Annotated in this window: 15 protein-coding genes and 1 pseudogene; 8 read left to right on the forward strand and 8 right to left on the reverse strand. The window is 71.7% G+C overall.

The window, feature by feature from the left end; genetic code table 11:
* Nucleotides 1-90: 90 nt before the first annotated feature.
* Complete coding sequence (locus ACFYR3_RS22955) at nucleotides 91-981, reverse strand: LysR substrate-binding domain-containing protein (protein WP_355847066.1); 891 nt, start codon at nucleotides 979-981, stop codon at nucleotides 91-93.
* Between the two features lie 119 nt (nucleotides 982-1,100).
* Between ACFYR3_RS22955 and ACFYR3_RS22960 the strand changes: the two genes are divergently transcribed.
* The 5 genes from ACFYR3_RS22960 to ACFYR3_RS22980 all read left to right on the forward strand — a co-directional run bounded on the left by ACFYR3_RS22960 (nucleotide 1,101) and on the right by ACFYR3_RS22980 (nucleotide 6,468).
* Entirely contained in the window at nucleotides 1,101-1,772 is a 672-nt protein-coding gene (locus ACFYR3_RS22960; RefSeq protein ID WP_355847069.1) for a succinate dehydrogenase, read from the forward strand.
* Nucleotides 1,773-1,774: 2 nt separating this feature from the next.
* A complete protein-coding gene (locus ACFYR3_RS22965) occupies nucleotides 1,775-3,736 on the forward strand; it encodes a fumarate reductase/succinate dehydrogenase flavoprotein subunit (RefSeq protein WP_356783642.1) in 1,962 nt (653 codons plus the stop codon).
* On the forward strand, nucleotides 3,733-4,482 hold the full coding sequence (locus ACFYR3_RS22970; protein ID WP_355847075.1) for a succinate dehydrogenase/fumarate reductase iron-sulfur subunit: 750 nt from the start codon (nucleotides 3,733-3,735) through the stop codon (nucleotides 4,480-4,482). The genes ACFYR3_RS22965 and ACFYR3_RS22970 overlap by 4 nt, the downstream gene beginning before the upstream one ends.
* 265 nt (nucleotides 4,483-4,747) lie before the next feature.
* On the forward strand, nucleotides 4,748-5,518 hold the full coding sequence (locus ACFYR3_RS22975; protein ID WP_355847078.1) for a GNAT family N-acyltransferase: 771 nt from the start codon (nucleotides 4,748-4,750) through the stop codon (nucleotides 5,516-5,518).
* Nucleotides 5,518-6,468: a lysophospholipid acyltransferase family protein gene (locus tag ACFYR3_RS22980; protein ID WP_389284599.1), complete on the forward strand. Its 951-nt coding sequence runs from the start codon at nucleotides 5,518-5,520 to the stop codon at nucleotides 6,466-6,468. Before ACFYR3_RS22975 ends, ACFYR3_RS22980 begins: the two co-directional genes overlap by 1 nt.
* Nucleotides 6,469-6,733: 265 nt before the next feature.
* Here the strand turns inward: ACFYR3_RS22980 and ACFYR3_RS22985 are convergent, their stop codons facing one another.
* Both ACFYR3_RS22985 and ACFYR3_RS22990 read right to left on the reverse strand, forming a co-directional pair.
* Nucleotides 6,734-7,402, reverse strand: coding sequence for a PH domain-containing protein (locus ACFYR3_RS22985; protein ID WP_389284601.1), 669 nt, complete (start codon nucleotides 7,400-7,402; stop codon nucleotides 6,734-6,736).
* Nucleotides 7,403-7,628: 226 nt separating this feature from the next.
* Entirely contained in the window at nucleotides 7,629-8,129 is a 501-nt protein-coding gene (locus ACFYR3_RS22990; RefSeq protein WP_355847084.1) for a methylated-DNA--[protein]-cysteine S-methyltransferase, read from the reverse strand.
* A 218-nt stretch (nucleotides 8,130-8,347) separates the two neighbouring features.
* Here ACFYR3_RS22990 and ACFYR3_RS22995 point away from each other — a divergent pair, with 218 nt between their 5' ends.
* From ACFYR3_RS22995 to ACFYR3_RS23005, 3 genes are all read left to right on the forward strand, one after another.
* Entirely contained in the window at nucleotides 8,348-9,121 is a 774-nt protein-coding gene (locus tag ACFYR3_RS22995) for a nuclear transport factor 2 family protein (protein ID WP_389284603.1), read from the forward strand.
* Nucleotides 9,122-9,199: 78 nt separating this feature from the next.
* Complete coding sequence (locus tag ACFYR3_RS23000) at nucleotides 9,200-10,168, forward strand: aldo/keto reductase (protein WP_389284605.1); 969 nt, start codon at nucleotides 9,200-9,202, stop codon at nucleotides 10,166-10,168.
* A gap of 824 nt (nucleotides 10,169-10,992) precedes the next feature.
* Nucleotides 10,993-13,053 carry a ricin-type beta-trefoil lectin domain protein gene (locus tag ACFYR3_RS23005; RefSeq protein WP_389284652.1) on the forward strand — a complete coding sequence of 687 codons (2,061 nt, stop codon included), beginning with the start codon at nucleotides 10,993-10,995 and terminating at the stop codon, nucleotides 13,051-13,053.
* 46 nt (nucleotides 13,054-13,099) lie between these two features.
* Here the strand turns inward: ACFYR3_RS23005 and ACFYR3_RS23010 are convergent, their stop codons facing one another.
* The 5 genes and pseudogenes from ACFYR3_RS23010 to ACFYR3_RS23030 all read right to left on the reverse strand — a co-directional run bounded on the left by ACFYR3_RS23010 (nucleotide 13,100) and on the right by ACFYR3_RS23030 (nucleotide 19,825).
* Nucleotides 13,100-14,347 carry a hypothetical protein gene (locus ACFYR3_RS23010; RefSeq protein ID WP_356786744.1) on the reverse strand — a complete coding sequence of 416 codons (1,248 nt, stop codon included), beginning with the start codon at nucleotides 14,345-14,347 and terminating at the stop codon, nucleotides 13,100-13,102.
* 219 nt (nucleotides 14,348-14,566) lie between these two features.
* Complete coding sequence (locus tag ACFYR3_RS23015) at nucleotides 14,567-15,319, reverse strand: DUF4232 domain-containing protein (RefSeq protein ID WP_389284607.1); 753 nt, start codon at nucleotides 15,317-15,319, stop codon at nucleotides 14,567-14,569.
* 142 nt (nucleotides 15,320-15,461) lie between these two features.
* Complete coding sequence (locus tag ACFYR3_RS23020) at nucleotides 15,462-16,853, reverse strand: serine/threonine-protein kinase (RefSeq protein WP_389284609.1); 1,392 nt, start codon at nucleotides 16,851-16,853, stop codon at nucleotides 15,462-15,464.
* Between the two features lie 517 nt (nucleotides 16,854-17,370).
* Nucleotides 17,371-18,846, reverse strand: a pseudogene (locus ACFYR3_RS23025) (AAA family ATPase).
* 103 nt (nucleotides 18,847-18,949) lie between these two features.
* Nucleotides 18,950-19,825: a universal stress protein gene (locus ACFYR3_RS23030; RefSeq protein ID WP_389284611.1), complete on the reverse strand. Its 876-nt coding sequence runs from the start codon at nucleotides 19,823-19,825 to the stop codon at nucleotides 18,950-18,952.
* Nucleotides 19,826-19,959: the final 134 nt, after the last annotated feature.

The following is a 19,959-nucleotide window of genomic DNA, read 5'->3' on the forward strand; positions in this document are numbered from 1 at the left end:
CCGGCGTGGTGAGCCTCGATGCTGTGAACCCGGCGGGGTGAACCGGGCCGGGCGCGCTCCGCGGCGCAGCGCGCCCGGGTCCGCCCGCCGTCAGCGTTCCAGCAGCATCCGCTGAAGCTCCCGGGCCGCCCGGGGCGGCGCCACGTCGCTGCGGTGCGCCAGCGCGATCGTCCGCTCCAGACCGGGCCGGGCCAACGGGGTCACCCGCAGGCCCGGCCCGGACCGGGCGGCCACCATCCGCGGTACGACGGCCACGCCGAGGCCCGCCCGGACGAAGCCCAGGACCGCGTCCATCTCGCCGCCCTCGACCGCGAAGTCGGGTTCGAAGCCCTCGGCGCGACAGGCCGCGACGGTCAGTTCACGCAGGTCGTAGCCGTGCCGGAACATCACCAGACGCTCGCCCTCCAGATCGGCGACGCGCACCGTGCGGCGGCTGCCGCCACCACCGGGCGCGGGGGCCTCCGGCGACGACACCACGACGAGGTCCTCGCGCAGCAACTCCACCGTGGTCAGCGCGGGGGACGGGGTGGGCAGGGGCAGGACGACCAGGGCGAGGTCGAGGGCGCCGCGCGCGAGTTCCCGTACGAGATCGTGCGAGCCGCCCTCCTCGATCAGCAGACGGATGCCCGGATAGCGGTCGTGGAAGGCGCGCAGCACGTCCGGCAGCAGGCCCGTGCACAGGCTGGGGGTCGCGCCGAGCCGCACCCGGCCGCTGCGCAGCTGGGCCAGCTCCTGCACCTCGTGCCGGGCCGTGTCCGCGTCGGCGAGGATGCGCCGGGCCAGTGGCAGCAGCGCCTCGCCCGCGTCGGTGAGCGTGATGTTCCCGCGCGCCCGCAGGAACAGATCCGCCCCCAACTCCCGCTCCAGCGCCTTGATCTGCTGGGACAGCGAGGGCTGCGCGACATGCACCAGGTCGGCGGCCCGGGTGAAATGCCGGGTCTCCGCGACGGCCACGAAATACTGGAGCTGCTGGAACTGCACCCCTCGACGATAGCTCATGCCTATGGAAACGAGCCGGACCATGTCTTGGACCGATCGGTTCCCGCGTCCTAGCGTTCTGTCCCATGGCTTTGGCAACGCGGACGGACCGACGGCCGTCCATGGCACGCACGGTGTGGGACAGCTCCGTCGGCAAGAAGACCGTGATGGCCGTCAGCGGCCTGATCATGCTGCTCTACCTGGTCGCCCACATGATCGGGAATCTGAAGATCTACTTCGGCGCGGGCGAGTTCAACCACTACGCCCACTGGCTGCGCACCGTCGGCGAACCCTTCATGCACTACGAGTGGACGCTGTGGATCGTCCGCGTGGTGCTGGTCCTCGCCGTGGTCGCGCACGCCACGTCCGCGTACCAGCTCAGCCGCCGTGACATCAAGGCGCGCCCCAGCAAGTACGCGCACAAGAAGCGGGGCGCGAGCTACGCCACCCGCACGATGCGCTGGGGCGGGATCATCCTCGGCCTGTTCATCGTCTGGCACCTCCTCGACCTGACCACCGGCACGGTGCACCCGGGCGGCTTCCAGGAGGGCCACCCGTACCAGAACGTCGTGGACACCTTCTCCACCTGGTACGGCAACGTCGTCTACATCGTCGCGATGCTCGCGCTCGGCCTGCACATCCGGCACGGCTTCTGGAGCGCCGCCCAGACCCTCGGGGCCGGCAGCCGCACCCGCGACCGCGCCCTGAAGACCGTTGCGAACGTCCTCGCGCTGCTGCTCACGGCGGGCTTCGTCGCCGTACCCGTGGGCGTCATGACCGGAGTGGTGAGCTGAACATGACCGCTGAATACGCCCACTTCACGACCGGAGAGCCGGTCGCCGACACCAAGGCGCCCGCAGGCCCGGTCAACGAACGCTGGGACACGCGCCGTTTCGAGGCCAAGCTGGTCAACCCGGCCAACCGACGCAAGCACACCGTGATCGTCGTCGGCACCGGGCTCGCGGGCGGCTCCGCGGGCGCAACGCTCGCCGAACAGGGTTACCACGTCGTCCAGTTCTGCTACCAGGACTCCCCGCGCCGCGCCCACTCGATCGCCGCGCAGGGCGGCATCAACGCCGCGAAGAACTACCGCAACGACGGCGACTCCGTCCACCGGCTCTTCTACGACACCGTCAAGGGCGGCGACTTCAGGGCCCGCGAGTCCAACGTCCACCGCTTGGCGCAGATCTCGGTCGAGATCATCGACCAGTGCGTCGCCCAGGGCGTGCCCTTCGCCCGCGAGTACGGCGGCCTGCTCGACACCCGTTCCTTCGGCGGTGTCCAGGTGTCCCGCACCTTCTACGCCCGCGGCCAGACCGGTCAGCAACTCCTCCTCGGCGCCTACCAGGCGCTGTCCCGGCAGATCGCCGCCGGCAACATCGAGATGCACCCGCGCACCGAGATGCTGGACCTGATCGTGGTCGACGGACGGGCGCGCGGCATCGTGGCCCGCGACCTGATCACCGGCAGGATCGACACGTACTACGCGGACGCCGTTGTCCTGGCGAGCGGTGGCTACGGCAACGTCTTCTATCTCTCGACGAATGCCATGAACTCCAACGCCACCGCCGTCTGGCGGGCCCACCGGCGCGGCGCGTACTTCGCCAACCCCTGCTTCACCCAGATCCACCCCACCTGCATCCCGCGCACCGGCGACCACCAGTCGAAACTGACGCTGATGAGCGAGTCGCTGCGCAACGACGGCCGGATCTGGGTGCCCAAGGCGCACGGCGACACCCGCCCGCCGAACGAGATCCCCGAGGACGAGCGCGACTACTACCTGGAGCGCATCTACCCGTCCTTCGGCAACCTCGTGCCCCGCGACATCGCCTCCCGCGCCGCCAAGAACGTCTGCGACGAGGGCAGGGGCGTGGGTCCCGGCGGCCAGGGCGTCTACCTCGACTTCGCGGACGCCGTCCGGCGCATGGGCCGCGAGGCGGTCGAGGAGAAGTACGGCAACCTCTTCGACATGTACGCCCGGATCACCGCCGAGGACCCGTACACCGTGCCCATGCGGATCTACCCCGCCGTGCACTACACGATGGGCGGACTGTGGGTCGACTACGACCTCCAGACCACCGTCCCCGGCCTGTTCGCCGTCGGCGAGGCCAACTTCTCCGACCACGGCGCGAACCGGCTCGGCGCCTCCGCCCTCATGCAGGGGCTCGCCGACGGGTACTTCGTCCTGCCGTCGACGATCAACGACTACCTCGCCCGCAACCCGCACCGCTCCAGCGACGACGACCTCGGCGACGAACACCCCGCCGTACAAGAGGTGTTGGCGGAGACCGAGGACCGGCTGCGACTCCTCCTCGCCGTCGACGGCGACCGCACCCCCGACTCCTTCCACCGCGAACTCGGCGAGCTCATGTGGGAGTTCTGCGGCATGGCCCGCACGGAGAGCGGGCTGCGCAAGGCACTGGAACGCATCCCGCAGATCCGCGAGGAGTTCTGGCGGCGCATCAAGGTGCCCGGCAGCGGAGAGGAGTTCAACCAGTCGCTGGAGAAGGCCAACCGGATCGTCGACTACCTGGAACTCGCCGAGCTGATGTGCCTCGACGCGCTGAACCGGGCCGAGTCCTGCGGCGGCCACTTCCGCGAGGAGTCCCAGACCCCGGACGGCGAAGCGGCCCGCCGGGACGAGGAGTTCTCGTACGCGGCCGCCTGGGAGTTCACCGACACCGGCGCCGCGCCCGTCCTGCACAAGGAAGACCTGGTCTTCGAGTACGTCCACCCCACCCAGCGGAGCTACGCATGAAGCTCACCCTGCGCGTCTGGCGGCAGAAGAACGCCGACGCCGACGGAGCGATGTCCACGTACGAGGTGGACGGCATCTCGGCCGACATGTCCTTCCTGGAGATGCTCGACACCCTCAACGAGGAACTCATCCTGAGCGGCGACGACCCCGTCGCCTTCGACCACGACTGCCGCGAGGGCATCTGCGGCGCGTGCAGCCTGGTCATCAACGGAGACGCGCACGGACCCGAGCGCACCACCACCTGCCAGCTGCACATGCGCTCCTTCCGCGACGGCGACACGATCGACATCGAGCCGTGGCGGGCCGCCGCCTTCCCGGTCGTGAAGGACCTCGTGGTCGACCGCTCCGCCTTCGACCGGATCATCCAGGCCGGCGGCTACATCACGGCCCCGACCGGCGCCGCGCCCGAGGCCCACGCCACCCCGGTCCCCAAGCCCGACGCCGACTTCGCCTTCGAGCACGCCGAGTGCATCGGCTGCGGCGCCTGCGTGGCGGCCTGCCCGAACGGCGCCGCGATGCTGTTCACCTCGGCCAAGATCAACCACCTGAACGTGCTGCCGCAGGGCGCCCCCGAGCGGGAGACCCGGGTGCTCGACATGGTGGCGCGGATGGACGACGAGGGCTTCGGCGGCTGCACCCTCACCGGCGAGTGCGCGACCGCCTGCCCGAAGGGCATCCCCCTCTTTTCCATCACCAGCATGAACAAGGAGTGGCTGCGCGCGACCCGCAAGGCGGGCAAGCGTTAGGCACGAAGTCGTTCGCCGTACGGTGCGGACGGGCGGGACCGGGTGTGGTGCTCAACCCCCGGTCCCGTCTCGCTTTTCGGGTCACCCCTGTCATTCAACAACCTCACATCCGCCCTCCTGGCACTGGTCACGCGCACGCCAACCGGCGTCGGAAGAACAGGAGCGCGCAGACCGTTCGGATCCGGCCTGCCTCCCCCGAGCTACCGATTCCGTTCGAGCAGGGGGTACCCCCTCCGCCGAACCGGCCCGTGACCAGGAGAGTGCCATGACCGGCGTTTCCACCCTCGACAGCCCGACCCAGCCCGTCGCCCCCACCCGCTACACCGTCACCCTGGCCCGCGACGAGGCCGATGTCCGGGCCGCACAGCGCCTCCGCCACGACGTCTTCGCCGGGGAGATGGGCGCCCTCCTGAACACCCCGCAGCCCGGTCTCGACATCGACGCCTTCGACGCGTACTGCGACCACCTGCTGGTCCGCGACACGGAGACCGGCCAGGTCGTCGGCACCTACCGGCTGCTGCCGCCCGAGCGTGCCGCGATCGCCGGACGGCTCTACTCGGAGAGCGAGTTCGACCTCGGGCCGCTGGCCGGAATCCGCTCCGGGCTGGTCGAGGTCGGCCGCTCCTGCGTCCACCCCGACCACCGCGACGGCGCGGTCATCGGCCTGATCTGGGCCGGGATAGCCCGCTACATGATCGACGGCGGTCACGAATGGCTCGCCGGCTGCTGCTCCATACCGCTCACCGACGGCGGCACGCTCGCCGCCGGCACCTGGGACCGGGTCCAGGCCAAGCACCTGGCCCCGGAGGAGTTCCGGGTCCGCCCGCTGCTGCCCTGGAGCGCGGAGGGCGTCGCCCGCCCCGCCCGCACCGAACTGCCCCCGCTGCTGCGCGGATATCTGCGCCTCGGCGCCTGGGTGTGCGGCGAGCCCGCGCTCGACGCGGACTTCGGCGTCGCCGACATGTACGTGCTGCTGTCGATGAGCCGGGTCAACCCGCGCTACCTCCGCCACTTCCTCTCGCTCGTCCCCGCCTGATGAGCACGCCCCGCACCGGAGCGCCGCGTCTCACCGTCGTCCGCCGTCCCCGGTTGGGCGGGGGGCCGGGCGCGGCGGTGCTCCCCGGAGCCGTCCCCGCGCCACGGCGGCCCTCCGCCGGCCCCGTCCGGGGGACCAGCGCATGGCTGCCCACCGCGCCCTGCTCGCCGCGCGGCTGCGTGGAGTCCGTACGGCCCTGGACGGGCGTGCCGCGTGCTGTCCTGCGGCTGACGGCGCTCCTGGTCGTGGTCGTCCTCGGGGTCGCCCTGATCCCGCTGGCCGGACGGCTGCGGGCTGGGCGGCGGGACCGGTGGATCCGCCGCTGGTGCCTCGCCGTGGTGCACACGGCCGGAGTCCGTACGCGGATCACGGGGGCCGCCCGGCCCACCGGCGGAGTGCTGATCGTGGCCAACCACATCTCGTGGCTGGACATCCCGCTGCTCGCCGCCGTCCGCCCGGCGCGGATGGTCGCCAAGACGGAGGTGCGCGGCTGGCCCGTGGTCGGCGTGCTGGCGGCCCGCGGCGGCACCCTCTTCATCGACCGCGACCGGCTTCGTACCCTGCCCGGCACGGTGGAGCGGATCGCCGGGACCCTGCGCGGCGGGTCGGCCGTCGCCGCCTTCCCCGAGGGCAGCACCTGGTGCGGCCGGGCCCAGGGGCGCTACCGCCGGGCCCTCTTCCAGGCCGCGCTGGATGCCGGTGTGCCGGTCCAGCCGGTGCGTATCCAGTACCGGTTCGCGTACGGACCGGCGAGCACCGCGCCCGCCTTCGTCGGCGAGGACTCGCTGCTCGCCTCGCTGTGGCGGGTGGTGTCGGCGCGCGGCCTGGTGGCCGAGGTGAGTCTGCGGCCCCCGATCCCGGCGGGCAGCCATCCCGACCGCCGGTCCCTGGCCGAGGCGGTACAGGGGTGCGCACACGGCCCCGGCTCACGATCCGGGGCGCACCTCTGAGATCCGGGGGCACCCTCCGGTCCGTGTCGCGAGGGACCTCGGGCCAAGAACCGGTTCACCGCCCGGGAGCGGGTCCGGGGTCCCGGACGTGCGCGCCGGCTCCTGTTCCGGTGGCGGGACCCCTGAGAACCAGGGGTCCCGCCACCAGGGCCGTCCGAGCGCGCGGGCGGGGTGGAACGGGACCGCCCGGGCACGGAGACGATCTCCTTGCCCGCTTTCCGCCATGGAGGCCTGAAGCCGGAGTACGTCGGTGCTTCGGCGTCCTTCAGCCGGTGCGTATCCGCCTGCGGTACGAGGCGATCACGGTCAGCGCGAAGACCAGCGGCAGGCCCGCCCCCATCACCGCGAACGGCTGCAGCATCGACTCCAGCCATCCGGGCATGTCCACGAAGGCCGGCAGCAGCATCAGCACCGTCAGCGGGACGAATGCCAGCATCGCGTTGGCGAAACCGGCCGTGATCGCGTCCCGGCGGAGTTTGCGCCGGTCGATGCGGACTGCGGCCTCGGGGTTCGGTGCCCAGTCCGCGCCGCGGAGTTCCTCCCACGCCTCCACCAGTGCCCCGACTTCGCGCTCGACGTTCACGTTCAGGTTGTCGAGGAAGGGCAGCAGCATCTTGCGGCTGTCCAGGCTGTAGGCGTACACCAGCACGTCGGGCGCGGTGTCCTTCCGCGCCGCGGCCGGATTCGCCTCGGCCCTGATGTCCTGGATGTCTTCCCAGGCCAGTCGGCGCTTCTTGAATACGCCACGTACGTGGATCGCCTTGAGGTCCGCCGTGGTGGAGCAGTGCAGGATGGTGTAGAAGATCCAGCCCATCAGCGCCGCCCACGCGACGAGGAAGGGGTACGTGAACGAGAGGGGCACGCCGTCCGTGGTCAGCAGGCCTCCGGCCAGGCTCACTGTGGCCGTCGCGATCACCCCGAGGGACGCTCGCATTCTGGACCGGCTCAACCGGTACTCGCGTGGCAGCCCCTCGTACCCCATGCCCACCGACCCGCTCCCCACTGTCCGGCCCTCGTCGACGCACCATGGTGTTGTCCCGACTCCGGTGTGTCGAGCGCTATTTGACGCTCGGCGGCCGCGCCGCGACGGCCGCTGAGCACCATGGTCACCGCCGACACACTTGAGTGCTCCGACAATGCTTGCCCCCCCGCGTTCTCCTTCAGGACGGCACGTTCTCCAGGTCCAGGAGCTGTCGCTTGCGCTCCAGGCCCCCGGCATAGCCGGTGAGCGCGCCGCTCGCGCCGATCACGCGGTGGCAGGGGCGGACGATCAGCAGCGGGTTCGCCCCGATCGCCGTACCGACGGCACGGACCGCGGCCCTGGACGCGCCGATCAGCGCGGCGATCTCTCCGTAGCTGAGCGTGGTGCCGTAAGGGATGGTCTCCAGGGCCTGCCAGACGCGCCGCTGGAAGTCGCTGCCGCTCGTCACGTACTCGATGTCGAAGGCGGTCAGCCGGCCGTCGAAGTACGAGCGCAGCTGGGAGACGATCTCCCGGAAGGCGTCCGCGTCCTCGCGCCAGCCGTCCTGGACGACCGCGCCGTACTTCTGGTCCGGCACGGACAGCGCGGCGAGCGCGGTGCCGCCCTTCGCGGTGACCGACTCCTCACCCACCAGCAGCAGTCGGCCGAGCGGGCTGTCCATGGTCGTGTAGACCGTCATCGGTCCGGTCCTTTCCGAGGTCTCTCAGCACTCTCACAGCGTGTTCACCGTCAACAGTGCGCCCCGCGCGGCATTCCGTCCGGCGGGATTCGGACAGAGCGCTGAGCGGGCGCTGCGGGGGCGTCGTACGGGACACGGTCCCCACCTGTTGAGGTCGCGCCGCGGACGGTACGGGCACACGATCGAAGTCGACCACTCCGCACGGCCCAGGAGTTCACATGGTCTGGATCCCGCAGATCCCCGACCTCGTCGACCGGCTCGGCGCCGCCGAGCTCGCCGACGCGCTGCGCGACCCGGCGTCGGCCGACGTGCCCGTCGCCCTCGACGACCCGGAGGCGGGCCGGATCAGCGGTGTCGGTGTCCTGGCCGCCTGGCTGGCCGTGCAGGACACCTGGCGGGCGGAGCGGAAGGTGGAGATCGAGGAGGTCGCCACCACGCTCGGTGAGCGGCGGGCCGTGGGTGAATGGATCGTGCACCTGGAGGGCCCGGAGGGCGAGCGCATCGGGCTGCCCGTGGCCGCCGCCGTGGATCCCGCCTCCACGCTGCCGGTGCGGATCCACCACTCCCGCCTGCCGCTGCTCGGCCGGCATGTCGTGCGCCGCCCGATGGTGCCGCCGGACCCGCAGGCACACGCCTCCGGCGCGGTGGGCGCCTACAAGGCCGCGCTCGACGCGGGGGACACGGCGGCCGTCGTCGCCGCGTTCGCGCCGGACGGCTCCTTCCGCGGGCCCACCGGTGACGCGCACCGGCACGCCGGGACCAAGGAGCTGACCGAGCTCTACGACGCCTTCTTCTCCGCGGGCGGCGGCATCCCGCTCAAGCTGTGCACCGTGACCGAGGACGGCACCCGCAGCGCGTTCGAGTACATCTGCGACCGCTGGGGCGACGCCGATCTGCCGCCCCAGCCGGGCCTCGCGGTGTGCGCCCGGGGCGGCGATGGCCTGATCGTGTCGGCGCGGGTGTACGACGACGTGGAAGCCCCCGTGGAGTAGGGCTGCGAGGCGCTGGTGGCGGGCAGGGATCTGTCCTCGGATCTCCCCACCCCCACTGGCACGAATCCAGGAGTGAGCATGCAGTACGTGAAGCTCGGTTCGACGGGTCTGGACGTCTCCCGGATCTGCCTGGGCTGCATGAGTTTCGGCCTGCCCGACCGAGGTGTCCACGAATGGACCCTCGACGAGGAGGCCTCGCGCCCGTTGATCCGCCAGGCCCTGGAGGCCGGGATCACCTTCTTCGACACCGCGAACGTGTACTCGGACGGCACCAGTGAGGAGATCGTCGGCCGGGTGCTCGCCGAGCACGCGCGCCGCGACGAGATCGTCATCGCCAGCAAGGTCAACGGCGCGATGCACGAGGGCCCCAACGGCCGTGGTCTGTCCCGCAAGGCGATCATGACGGAGATCGACAACAGCCTGCGCCGCCTGGGCACCGACTACGTCGACCTCTACCAGATCCACCGCTTTGACCGCGGCACCCCCGTCGAGGAGACGATGGAGGCCCTGCACGATGTGGTGAAGGCGGGCAAGGCCCGTTACATCGGGGCGAGTTCGATGTACGCGTGGGAGTTCTCCAAGGCCCAGTACACGGCCGAGCTGCACGGCTGGACCCGGTTCGTCTCCATGCAGAACCACTACAACCTCCTCTACCGCGAGGAGGAGCGCGAGATGCTGCCGCTCTGCGCCGACCAGGGTGTCGGCGTCCTGCCGTGGAGCCCGCTCGCCCGCGGCCGGCTCACGCGCGACTGGGACACGGCCACCGAACGGAGCCGCAACGACGAGTTCGGCCGGAACCTGTACCAGGACGGCGACCGCGAGATCGTCGACGCGGTCGCGCGCATCGCCGCAGAGCGGCAGGTGCCGTGCGCCAGGATCGCGCTTGCCTGGCTGCTGGGGCGCAGCACGGTGACCGCGCCCATCGTCGGCGCCACCAAGCCGCTGCACATCGAGGACGCGGTCGCCTCCCTCGACGTGGAGCTCTCGGACAAGGAGATCGAGGAGATGGAACAGCCGTACACGCCCCGGGCGATCAGCGGTCACTGACGAGCAGGAGCGGCCACGGCGCCGACCGCGCCCGAGCCCGGCCACGACCGGGTCGGCCGTCACCGATTCGGTCGACGCGGCGCCCGCGCACCCGGCACCTGCCATGCCCGCGCTCGCCATGCCCGCGCTCGCCATGCCCGCGCTCGCCATGCCCGCGCTCGCCATGCCCGCGCTCGCCATGCCCGCGCTCGCCATGCCCGCGCCCTCCATGCCCGCGGCCGGCCGTCACCGCGCCCGCCGTCATGGCGCCCGTCACCCCATCGGCCCACGAAGGCGGGCGTCTTCGGGACGGGTGGCACGGTCGCGATGGACGGCGTGCCGCGAAGGCGCCGCGCCGTCCCGTCGGAACCCCGGAGATCGGCGCCCGAGCGACAGGAATTCCGTGCGGAAAGGCGCTCGGATGAGCGCATGAGAGCGCTCCCATTGTGGAGACTTCGGACGGATGGTGGATCCTTCGGGTTTCCGAATTCCTTTTAGCGCGGGCTTGACTGACATTTGGTCAATATTCGGGGCGGCGCCGCATTAAGGGAAAACCAGGGATCGCTTGTTCCCGCTCGCCGCCCTGTGCAAAGGTGTGCGTTGTCGGCGTGCAGACAATATTCGCTTCGTTCTGCGCGCGTGCGGCGCGCCCGTTCCCCCTCGCCCGAAAGGGCTGTCAGAGGTGGTCGTTCGCGGCGTCACCCCCCATGGGTAGACCCTCCGGCTCCGTCGGGCGGTCTACATACCCATTGGTATGGACTATTTGCCACGCTACCTTTGGGAGGAAAGCGGACGTGAATGACGGAACGCTGTCTCATTCGTCTGACCCCGACCGCTTGTTCGAGGTGTCGGATGAGCGGCTCGCGGCCGAGCTGAAGAGCCAGGGAGGCACGCCCGCGAACTATCCCGTCGGAGAACTGCTGGACCGCCACTGGGAGGCGGTGTTCTCTTACGCGCGGCTGTGTACCGACGGCGTACGTCCCGCCGGAATGCTCACCACCGCCTCATTCACGCGCCTGTTCGGGGATTCTCTGCACCAGGGCGGCCCGAGCGCGGCGTGGCGGCCCCAACTGCTCGTCACCGTCCGCCGCATAGCGGCCGAGTGGCTCATGGACCCGCGGCGCGAACTGCTCGATCCCGGACTCCTCGCCGAAGCGGACCGGGAGGACCGTGAGGACCGGGCGACGGCACGACTGCTTCCGCCGGAGGGCAGGCGCCTGATCTCCCGGGCGTTCCAGCGGCTGCCCGAACCGGCCCGCTGCCTGCTGTGGCACGGGGAGGTGGAGGCCGAACAACTGGACGTGCCCGCCGCCCTGTTGGGGATCTTCCCGGAGGACGCGGTCACCGAACTGGAGCGGGCCAGGGAACGCCTGCGCCAGGGCTGCCTGGAGATCCACCACGAACTGGCCCCCGGGGACGAGTGCCGCCGCTACCACCGCATGCTCGACGTCTCCTTCCGGCGCGGCGGCGCCCACCTCGACCCCGACCTGCGGCGCCACATGGACGAATGCGGCCACTGCCGGTACGCGGCCGACCAGTTGAGCCAGTTCAACGGCGATCTCGCCGTCCCGCTCGCCGAGGCGGTACTCGGCTGGGGTGCCCGCGACTACGTGGCTTCCCGGCAGGCGCGGGCCGCGGCCGGCGCGGAGGCGGCCCCAGAGCCGGGGACAGGCCGGACGGACCAGGACACGAGTTTCGCCGACGGAGCGACGGCCGCCGGGAGTTGGCCGAACGCCGAGACCGCCCGCATCGTCGAGTTCCAGCCCGAGGCCGACGGCGTACGGCCGCCGGGCCTTCCCCCGCGCACCCCGCCGAACGCTCCGCCGCACACCGACACACCGCCCACCGCTCAGGCGGACGCGCCGCAGCCTGCCGCCCCCTCCCACCGGGGCGCGCCCGCACCCGGCGGAGGCACCCGCCCCTCCCGCCGCCGAACCACCCCGCTCTCCGGCGTCGGCAGGCGCTCCTCCCGCGGAGCCACAGGGCACAAGGCCCCCCGGCGCGCTCCGGGACGCCGAAGCGTCGCCCTCGCCGTGCTGACCGTCAGCGCCCTTGTCCTGGTCCCGCTGGTCCTGTGGACATCCGACGCGCACCCCGGCGGCCAGAGCGGTACGGCCGACGGCAGCCACTCCTCCGCGGCACCGAGTCGGCGCGACAACCCGTCCTGGGTCGGGACCGGCGAGCAGAAGGACGGCAGCGTGCGCGGCCGGCTGCGCAACACCGCGACCGGGCTGTGCGTCGGTATCGCCGGAACCGCGCCCGCGAGCGGTGTGGAGACCCGGCTCATCCCTTGTTCGTCGGAGTCTGCGACGGAATGGTCGTACGCGGCGGACGGGCTGTTGCGCGACGCGGCCCACCCCGACCTGTGCCTCGACTCGCACCTCGGCTACTCCGTCCAACTGGCCCCCTGTACTGGCCCGTCGCAGCCCGCCGCCAAGAACGTCCGCTACGACTTCACCCTCCAGGGCATGCTGGTGCCGCGCTGGAACCAGGACCTGGCCCTCGCCCCCGCGTCGGCCAAGGGGGAGTCGGCGCTCGTCCTCAAGCTCCGTACGGACGAACCCGTCCAGCACTGGACGCTCGACACCTCGTCGCCCTCGCTCCAACTGGAAGTCGTCAACTGGGACTCCACGACCGGCGACGCGAAGGGCTCCACGAGCCGGGCGCAGCCCACGCCCTCGACGGCACCGGCACCCAGCGCCACCCGGACGCCCACCGCGACACCGTCGACCGCGGGTCGGACCGCGTCGACCGCGGCTCCGTCCGACGGCTCCTGCTCCTCCCTCTCCGCCTACTGTCCGGGGGACGGGCACAACGGCTCGGTCCGGGACGGCGGATACGGTACGGGCTCCGGTGCCGACGGCTACGGATCGTCCGGCGCGGGAGGCCAGGGAGGCCGCCGGTGACGCGACGGCTCCGAGGGGCCCCTGGCGGGCCCCGGCCTTCGGGCCGTCAGGACGCCGCGGTGCCGGGGGACTTGGCGGCCGAACCGGCCGTGCCCAGGAACTCGTCCCAGCCGCCGAGCGGCGACTGCCCGGGGCTGAGCGTGCGCAACTTCCGCAGGACCGCGGGATCCTGGGCCTCCAGCCACCGCACGAGCTGGCGGAAGGAGACCATGCGGACATCGTCGTGGGCCGCCATACGGGAGATGGCCTCCTCGACGGCGTCCATGTAGATGCCGCCGTTCCAGCGCTCGAAATGGTTCCCGATGAAGAGCGGGGCCCGGTTGCTCTCGTAGGCCCGCCGGAAGCCGGCGAGGTAGCTGTCGCGGGCCTGGGCGCGCCAGGCGTCGTACCGGGTGCGGTCGCCGAGCGGGTTGGCGTTCGACTGGTTGGCCATCAGGTTGTAGTCCATCGACAGGACCTGGAAGGAGTGGCCGGGGAAGGGAATGGACTGGAGCGGGAAGTCCCAGATCCTGCCGCCCTGTACCTTCCCGGGCCACATCTGGAGTCCGCCGGGCGAGCTGGCGTCGTACTTCCAGCCGAGAGCGGCGGCGGTCGGCAGCAGATTCGACTGGCCCTCCAGACAGGGGGTCCGGCCGCCGGTCAGCTCCTTCTCGTAGTCGAAGGGCAGCGGTTCAAGATCGGTGAAGCCGGTGTTGGTCCGCCACTCGGTGACGAACTTCTTCGCCTGCTCGATCTCGCTGCGCCACTCGGCGGGCGACCAGCGGCGGACCCCGTCCGGCCCGCAGAAGTGACCGTTGAAGTGGGTGCCGATCTCGTGGCCCTCCAGCCAGGCCGCGCGTATCTGCTGGAGCGTCGCGTGGATGTGCCGGTCGGAGAGATAGCCGATCGCGGAGGCGCCGACGGGGTGCTGCGGCGGGTGGTAGAGGTGCTTCTTCGACTCGGGCAGGGCGTAGATGCCACTGAGGAAGAACGTCATCGACGCCCCGTGGTCGGCGGCGACCTTGCGGAAGCGGGAGAACAGCTTGTTGCTGAGTTCGCCCGCGCCGTCCCAGGAGAACACGACGAACTGCGGGGGGCGTTCGCCGGGCTTGAGGCGCTCGGCCTTCGGCTGCCTCGGCTGGACTCCGGTGTCCGCGGTGGAGCCGTCGCCTATCTTCCTGACGGGCCGGGGCGGCGCCGAGCCGGCGCCGCCGCTTCCCACGGACCAGTCGTTGGCCGAGCAGGCGGTCAGTGCGCCCAGCGCGCCCGCCGACGCCGTCGCGGCCAGCAGCCGCCTGCGTGAGAAACCGCTCATGATTCATCCCCCGTTGTTCTTGGTACCGGTCCGGGTCGTGCGGCCGGCGCCTTCGTCCGTGCGACGCGCTGTTCACCGGGCGCGTCAAACGGTGGGATGCGCGAAGTTCCGGAAAGGGTCGCGCGAACCCGGACGTGTAGCCGTTCCGTGACAAACCCCGCCACCTGGGGGACGGGTGGCGGGGCCGGGGGGAGCGGGACGGCAGTCGTGGGCCTACGGTCAGACGCCGCTTCCGGGGCGGACGACCGTCAGGGAGACCGACGAGGCGTTGCCGGACACGGGCACCGCGCCCCCCGACCACGTCACGGTGAGGGAGTCCTTCTCGTCGGGCGGTGTGACGATCAGCGAGGCGGGTGTCGCCGTATGGGCTCCACTGATCCCCGGGTTGGAGAAGGTCAGACCCGACCACGCGCTGTGGCCGGGCGCGAGCACGACCGTCGTCGGCGTGCCGGAGGACCGCAGCGGGTCGGGGCCGAGCTGCTTGCCGGACGCGTCGACGAACGCCGCTCCGGGGTAGCCGCGCACGGTGCAGGTGCGCCCGGAGCTGTTGGTCAGCACGACGGGGAAGTTCTCCTGCCCCGCTCCCGGGTCGTTTCTGCCGACGGAGGCGCGCAGTTCCGAGGTGTGGCAGCGGCCGCCGCCGGCGGCGGCGCTCCCCGAGGAGGCTGCGGCAGAGGCGGTTCCGGTCCCTGTTCCCGTCCCGGTTCCTTTCTTCTTCGAGGGGGCGCTCGCGGCCGGGCTCGACGGGCCGGTGGAACCCGCCTTCGTGCTCGTGTCGCCGGAGGCCGGTCCGGCTGTCCCGGGAAGGGTCTTCGGCGAGCTGTTCGGGGTGCCGTTGCCGCAGGCGGTGAGCAGGCTCAGCAGTGCGACACCCGCGAGCAGCGCGGCCCGCCGGGCGGCGGGTGAAGCGTGGTGCGTGGACACCGAGCCGGACCGGTCCGGGTTCGCCACCGTGCGCGGGAAGGTCGACATGTCACCACTCCTTGGATGTATCCGCACGAGCTCATCGCCCGTGCGCTGGGCACGTTGTGCCCGTCACTACTCTCGGATGCGCCCGGGGCCCGAAAAGTTCGCGGGACCGCCGACGAATTCCGCCGGGATCGCCCGCCCGGGATCAGGCCTTGAGGCGTACGGAGCCGATGACGCTGTCGGCCGTGTCGTCGTCGCCGCTCTCCTGGCGGATCTGGACGTACACCTGGGGCTGCCCGGCGCCGCCCGCCGCGGTGAGCGCCGCCTCGGTGAGCGACCCGTCCTTGCCCGGACAGTCGTCCCAGGTCCGTATCAGTCCGTGCCAACGCGCGCCGGAGTAGGACCGGCTTCCGGCGTAGTGGCACCCGGGGTGCGTGACGGCGCGGATCTCGCCGGTCAGGTCGCCGTGTTCGCTGAGTCCGACGAAGGCTCCGTCGACGCCGGAGCCGAGGTCCTGCCAGCGCGCCAGGTCGTCCGCGACGACGAGACCCGGTTCCGTGCCGTCCCGGAGTCCCAGCGTCCGTGGATTCCACCCGGAGTCGCGCAACTGCCCGCCCCAGCCGGCCGGTACCTCCACCGTGATCCTGCCCGTGCTGTCCGCGACCTGGAGGGTCTTCGCGGCGGGTTCGCGGGTCAGCAGTACGGCGCTGGCGCCGACGGCGCAGGCCACGACGACGGCGGTCACTGCCAGGAGCGCGCCGCGCCGACGCCGCCGGGACGCGGGGGCACCCCCGTCGGAGACCTCCTCGGCCAGCCGGTCGAGCTCCGCGGCGAAGGCGGCCGCGGTCGGCCAGCGCCGCTCCCGGTCGGGTTCCATGGCGCGCAGCAGCGCCCGCCCGACGTCCGGGCCGACGTCCGTACGGAGCCGGTCGGGGCGTTCGACCTCGCCGGGCGGGCCCGGAACCGAACCGGTGACGAGATGGTGGCCGAGGGCGCCCAGGCTGTACACGTCGGCCCGCTCGTCGATCCCGGAGCCGGGCCGGGCCGCCTCGGGCGGGGTGTAGCCGGCCGAACCCGCCGCGATGGTGAGTCCCGAGGCCTGGGCCAGGCTCTTGGCCAGCCCGAGGTCGGCCAGCAGCACCCGGTCGACTCCACCGGGCGTGGTGCGCAGCAGCACGTTGGACGGCTTGATGTCGCGGTGCACGATCCCGGCCTCGTGCAGCGCTGCCGCGCCCCGGGCCGCCAGGGCCGTCAGGCGCAGCGCCTCGGCGACGGGCAGCGGTCCGGCCTCGATCCGGTCGGCGAGGGTGCCCCCGTCGGCGTACTCCATGACGAAGTAGGGCCTGCCGTCGGGGAGTTCACCGATGTCGTAGACCTGGACGACCCGGTTCGAGTCGGCCTTGCGCAGGAGTCGGGCCTCGGAGAGGAAGCGTTCCCGGATGTCCAGGCGGTCGATCCAGTTCTCGGAGAGCACCTTGACCGCGACCGTCGCGTCGAGGACGTCGTCATGGGCGAGCCAGACCACGCCGAAACCACCGGCGCCCAGGCGTCGTTCCGGACGGTAGCGGCCGATCCGCTCAAGGGGATCCCTCAGCACGGACGCTCCGTCGAACGGCCTGCCGAAGGGCCCGTCGACCGGTGGGATCGGCAACGGCCGGGGTGGTTCTCCGTCGGCGCGCTGCCGGTGACGCCGGACGAACACCCCCGAGGCGCGCGTCGGCACGTGTTCTCGGTCGCTCGATGCCGGGAGGGGTGTTCACAGCGGTCGGGTCCTGTTGGCCGTGTCCGTGAAGGCTTACGGCTCCTGTGTTCACCGACGGGCATGTGCTCTCCAGGGCGGGGCGGATGCCACGAGCGCCAGGCCGTGGCTGCGGTCCGTGTGCGGACGGCTGCTCGTGGTGGCGCTCGGACCACTGAAGCGTACCGGTCACGTTCGTCACCGAACACGCCGCTCGCCCTGAAGGTGGTTCCCTCGGTCTCGTGATCCGGCCGGCGGCCACCGGGGCCACCTGCTCCCCGCAGGCGGCTTTACGGGAGCCGAGGGCGACCGGGGCCGTCGAGCCGGTGGTGAGTCCTTGCCGTCGGTCCGGTGGGCCTGTCGGCCGGACCGGTTCTCAGTCCGGCTCCATGTAGGGGCGGCGGAAAACCGGTGCCTGGCGGGTGCCGTACGGCCGTACGGCTGCGAGGGCCTGGGCGACCGCGGCCTCCAGAGGGCCGTCGGTGTCGATGGCGACGGCGTCGTCCCACGGCGGCTCAACCGCTGCCATCGCGGCGGCCACGCCGAGGTCGGCGTCGGACGCCCCGGGACCGCGGGTGCTCAGGCGGCTCGCGGTGACGTCCTTCGGCACCTGGCAGTGGAGGGTCACCAGGTCGGTGCTGGTGCGCTCGGCCACGTGCCGGCCGGCCTCGCGCAGGCCGGCATCGGACCAGCTGGCGTCCAGGACGACGGACTCGCCCGCGGACAACAGGGCGGACGCGCGGTCCAGGAGGGCCGCGTAGGTCTTGGCGGTTCACTCCGGGGTGTACAGCCCTTCGCCGTATCCGGCCGCCGCCGACTTCTCCGCCGGGATGCCGGCCAGCTCCTTGCGGAGACGGTCGCTGCTGAGCAGCGTGACGCCCAGGCGATCGGCCAGTGCGCCGGAGACAGTGGACTTGCCGCTGCCGGGCAGCCCGCCGACGAGTGTGAGGCCGATGCTGGAGGTGCGCAGGTGGCGCAGCGCCGTCGTCACCAGCCGGCTCGCGGCCGCCTGCGCGCCCGGTGCGCCTTGGCGAGCCTGGATCAGGGAGACCTTGGCCCGGACGAAGGCACGGTAGGCGACGTAGTGGTGCATCAGGGAAGGAGGCGCGGGGTCACCGGAGTACTCGGTGTACTGGGCGAGGAAGTACGCCGCGGCGTCCGGGGCGCCGAGCTGTTCCAGGTCCATGGCCAGGAACGCGGCGTCGTCGAGGCCGTCGACGTAGCGCAGATGGTCGTCGAACTCCAGGCAGTCCAGGACGCGGGGACCGTCGTCGAGGCAGAAGATGTCCTCGGTGAGCAGGTCGCCGTGACCGTCCACGACCCGCCCGTGCGCGATGCGCGTCTCGAAGAGCTCGCGGCGGCCGGCCAGATAGCGGCGCACCCGCAGCTCGGCCTCCGCCACGCCGTCGGGCACCGGAGCGTCGTCGGCCGACGCGCGGACCTGGGAGAATCCGGCTTCCCAGCGTGCCGACAGGGCGTCGCGAGTGCCCTGCTCGTCCACCGCAGGGGCACGTTGCGCATCGGCGTGACAGGCCGCGAGCTGCCTGGCGACGGCGCGCAGCGCGTCATCGACCTCGGCCCCTTCTCGTACGAGCCGGGAGAGGCGGCGCTCCGCCGGCATGCGTCGCATCACGACGACGGGTTCGGGCACGTCGGAGTCCGGGCTGCGGACTTCCCCCATGCCCAGGTAGACATCGGGAGCGAAGCGACGGTTGAGCGAGATCTCCCGCTCGCACGCGGTCCGTCGAGCCGTGACGGTCGTGTAGTCGAGGAACTCCAGATCGAGCGGCTTCTTGACCTTGTAGGCGCGGTCGCCGACGAAGAACACGATCGCGGAGTGGGTCTCGCGCACCTCCGCGCGAGGGAGCGGCGGAACGCCGACGCCCGTGCCGGTACGGAGCAGGGACGCGTCGGTCCGATGCACCGGCTCCACCGGTTCCCCGCCGTGGTCCGGCTCAGTCATGGGGGACGACGGCGACGGCGCAGCGGGCGTGATGGACGGCGGCCTGGGCCACGGGCCCCAGCCGGCCTGTCGGGTGAGGATGGTGCCGGCGTCGGCCGACCGCCAGCAGCCCGGCACTCTCGGCCTCCCGCAGGACGGCCTTGGCGGGGCTTTCGAGCCGCACCACATCGGTCACCGCTACACCGGGGAACTTCTCGCGCCATCCGTGGAGTACCTGGTCCATCTGCTCCTGTGCGTCCTGGGCGATCTCCTCGGCCACGCCGTGGTGAGTGCCCCAGGGAACGTGTGCGTGCAGGGGCAGGCTCCGGCCGTGGACGACCCGGAGGGGCGCGTTCCACGCCTCGGCGGTGACGAACGCGAAGGAGAGCACGTCCTCGCACGGGCCGTGCAGTTGCACGGCCGCGACCACGGGGTCTGCCGTACGGGGAGTGGGCCGCGGGCTCGCCTCGTCCGTTTCCGGGCGGATCAGCACCACTGCGTGCTCGGCCCGTGCCGCGATGGGCATGCTGATGTCGCCGAGGAAGTAGCTCTCGACGGATCCCAGCCCACGCGAGCCGAGCACGACCATCTCGGACTCCGCGGCAGCTTTCAGCAGGGCCTGCTGGGCGTCGTCCGCGACCAGCTCGCCGACGACGGAGAGCCCCGGGTGACGTGCCTGAAGTTCCGACAGTGCGTCGTCGACGATCCGCTTGGCCCAGTAGTTCTGATCCACTTCTGCGGGAAGAGGCGCCGGTTCGGGCACCAACAGGGGCCATGCGTGCAGCAGACGCAGTGTGAGCTTCCTCCGCTGGGCTTCTTCGGCGGCCCAGTGGGCGGCGGCAAGACTCCCGGGTGAGCCGTCGAGGCCCACTGTGATGGCTGACTTCATGGCGGCTGCCTCCGTCTCGTACGAAGCTTGAGTGACGATGAACCCGTCCCCTCGTCCAGCCTGCGCCCGTATGCCGCCTACGGCCTGTTCTCGACAAGGTGAGGAGGCACCGCCAAGGCCCCGTGCGGCACCTG

It is taken from the genome of Streptomyces sp. NPDC005784 (assembly GCF_042871525.1).
In the GTDB taxonomy this organism is placed as follows: Bacteria; Actinomycetota; Actinomycetes; order Streptomycetales; family Streptomycetaceae; genus Streptomyces.

Excerpts from the sequence above, each read along its gene's own strand:
- ACFYR3_RS22970 (WP_355847075.1), top strand. The coding sequence starts at position 3,733 with ATGAAGCTCACCCTGCGCGTCTGGCGGCAGAAGAACGCCGACGCCGAC.
- ACFYR3_RS23030 (WP_389284611.1), bottom strand. The coding sequence starts at position 19,825 with ATGAAGTCAGCCATCACAGTGGGCCTCGACGGCTCACCCGGGAGTCTT.
- ACFYR3_RS22965 (WP_356783642.1), top strand. The coding sequence starts at position 1,775 with ATGACCGCTGAATACGCCCACTTCACGACCGGAGAGCCGGTCGCCGAC.
- ACFYR3_RS22975 (WP_355847078.1), top strand. The coding sequence starts at position 4,748 with ATGACCGGCGTTTCCACCCTCGACAGCCCGACCCAGCCCGTCGCCCCC.
- ACFYR3_RS22990 (WP_355847084.1), bottom strand. The coding sequence starts at position 8,129 with ATGACGGTCTACACGACCATGGACAGCCCGCTCGGCCGACTGCTGCTG.
- ACFYR3_RS23010 (WP_356786744.1), bottom strand. The coding sequence starts at position 14,347 with ATGAGCGGTTTCTCACGCAGGCGGCTGCTGGCCGCGACGGCGTCGGCG.
- ACFYR3_RS22960 (WP_355847069.1), top strand. The coding sequence starts at position 1,101 with ATGGCACGCACGGTGTGGGACAGCTCCGTCGGCAAGAAGACCGTGATG.
- ACFYR3_RS22985 (WP_389284601.1), bottom strand. The coding sequence starts at position 7,402 with ATGCGAGCGTCCCTCGGGGTGATCGCGACGGCCACAGTGAGCCTGGCC.
- ACFYR3_RS23000 (WP_389284605.1), top strand. The coding sequence starts at position 9,200 with ATGCAGTACGTGAAGCTCGGTTCGACGGGTCTGGACGTCTCCCGGATC.
- ACFYR3_RS22995 (WP_389284603.1), top strand. The coding sequence starts at position 8,348 with ATGGTCTGGATCCCGCAGATCCCCGACCTCGTCGACCGGCTCGGCGCC.
- ACFYR3_RS23015 (WP_389284607.1), bottom strand. The coding sequence starts at position 15,319 with ATGTCGACCTTCCCGCGCACGGTGGCGAACCCGGACCGGTCCGGCTCG.
- ACFYR3_RS22980 (WP_389284599.1), top strand. The coding sequence starts at position 5,518 with ATGAGCACGCCCCGCACCGGAGCGCCGCGTCTCACCGTCGTCCGCCGT.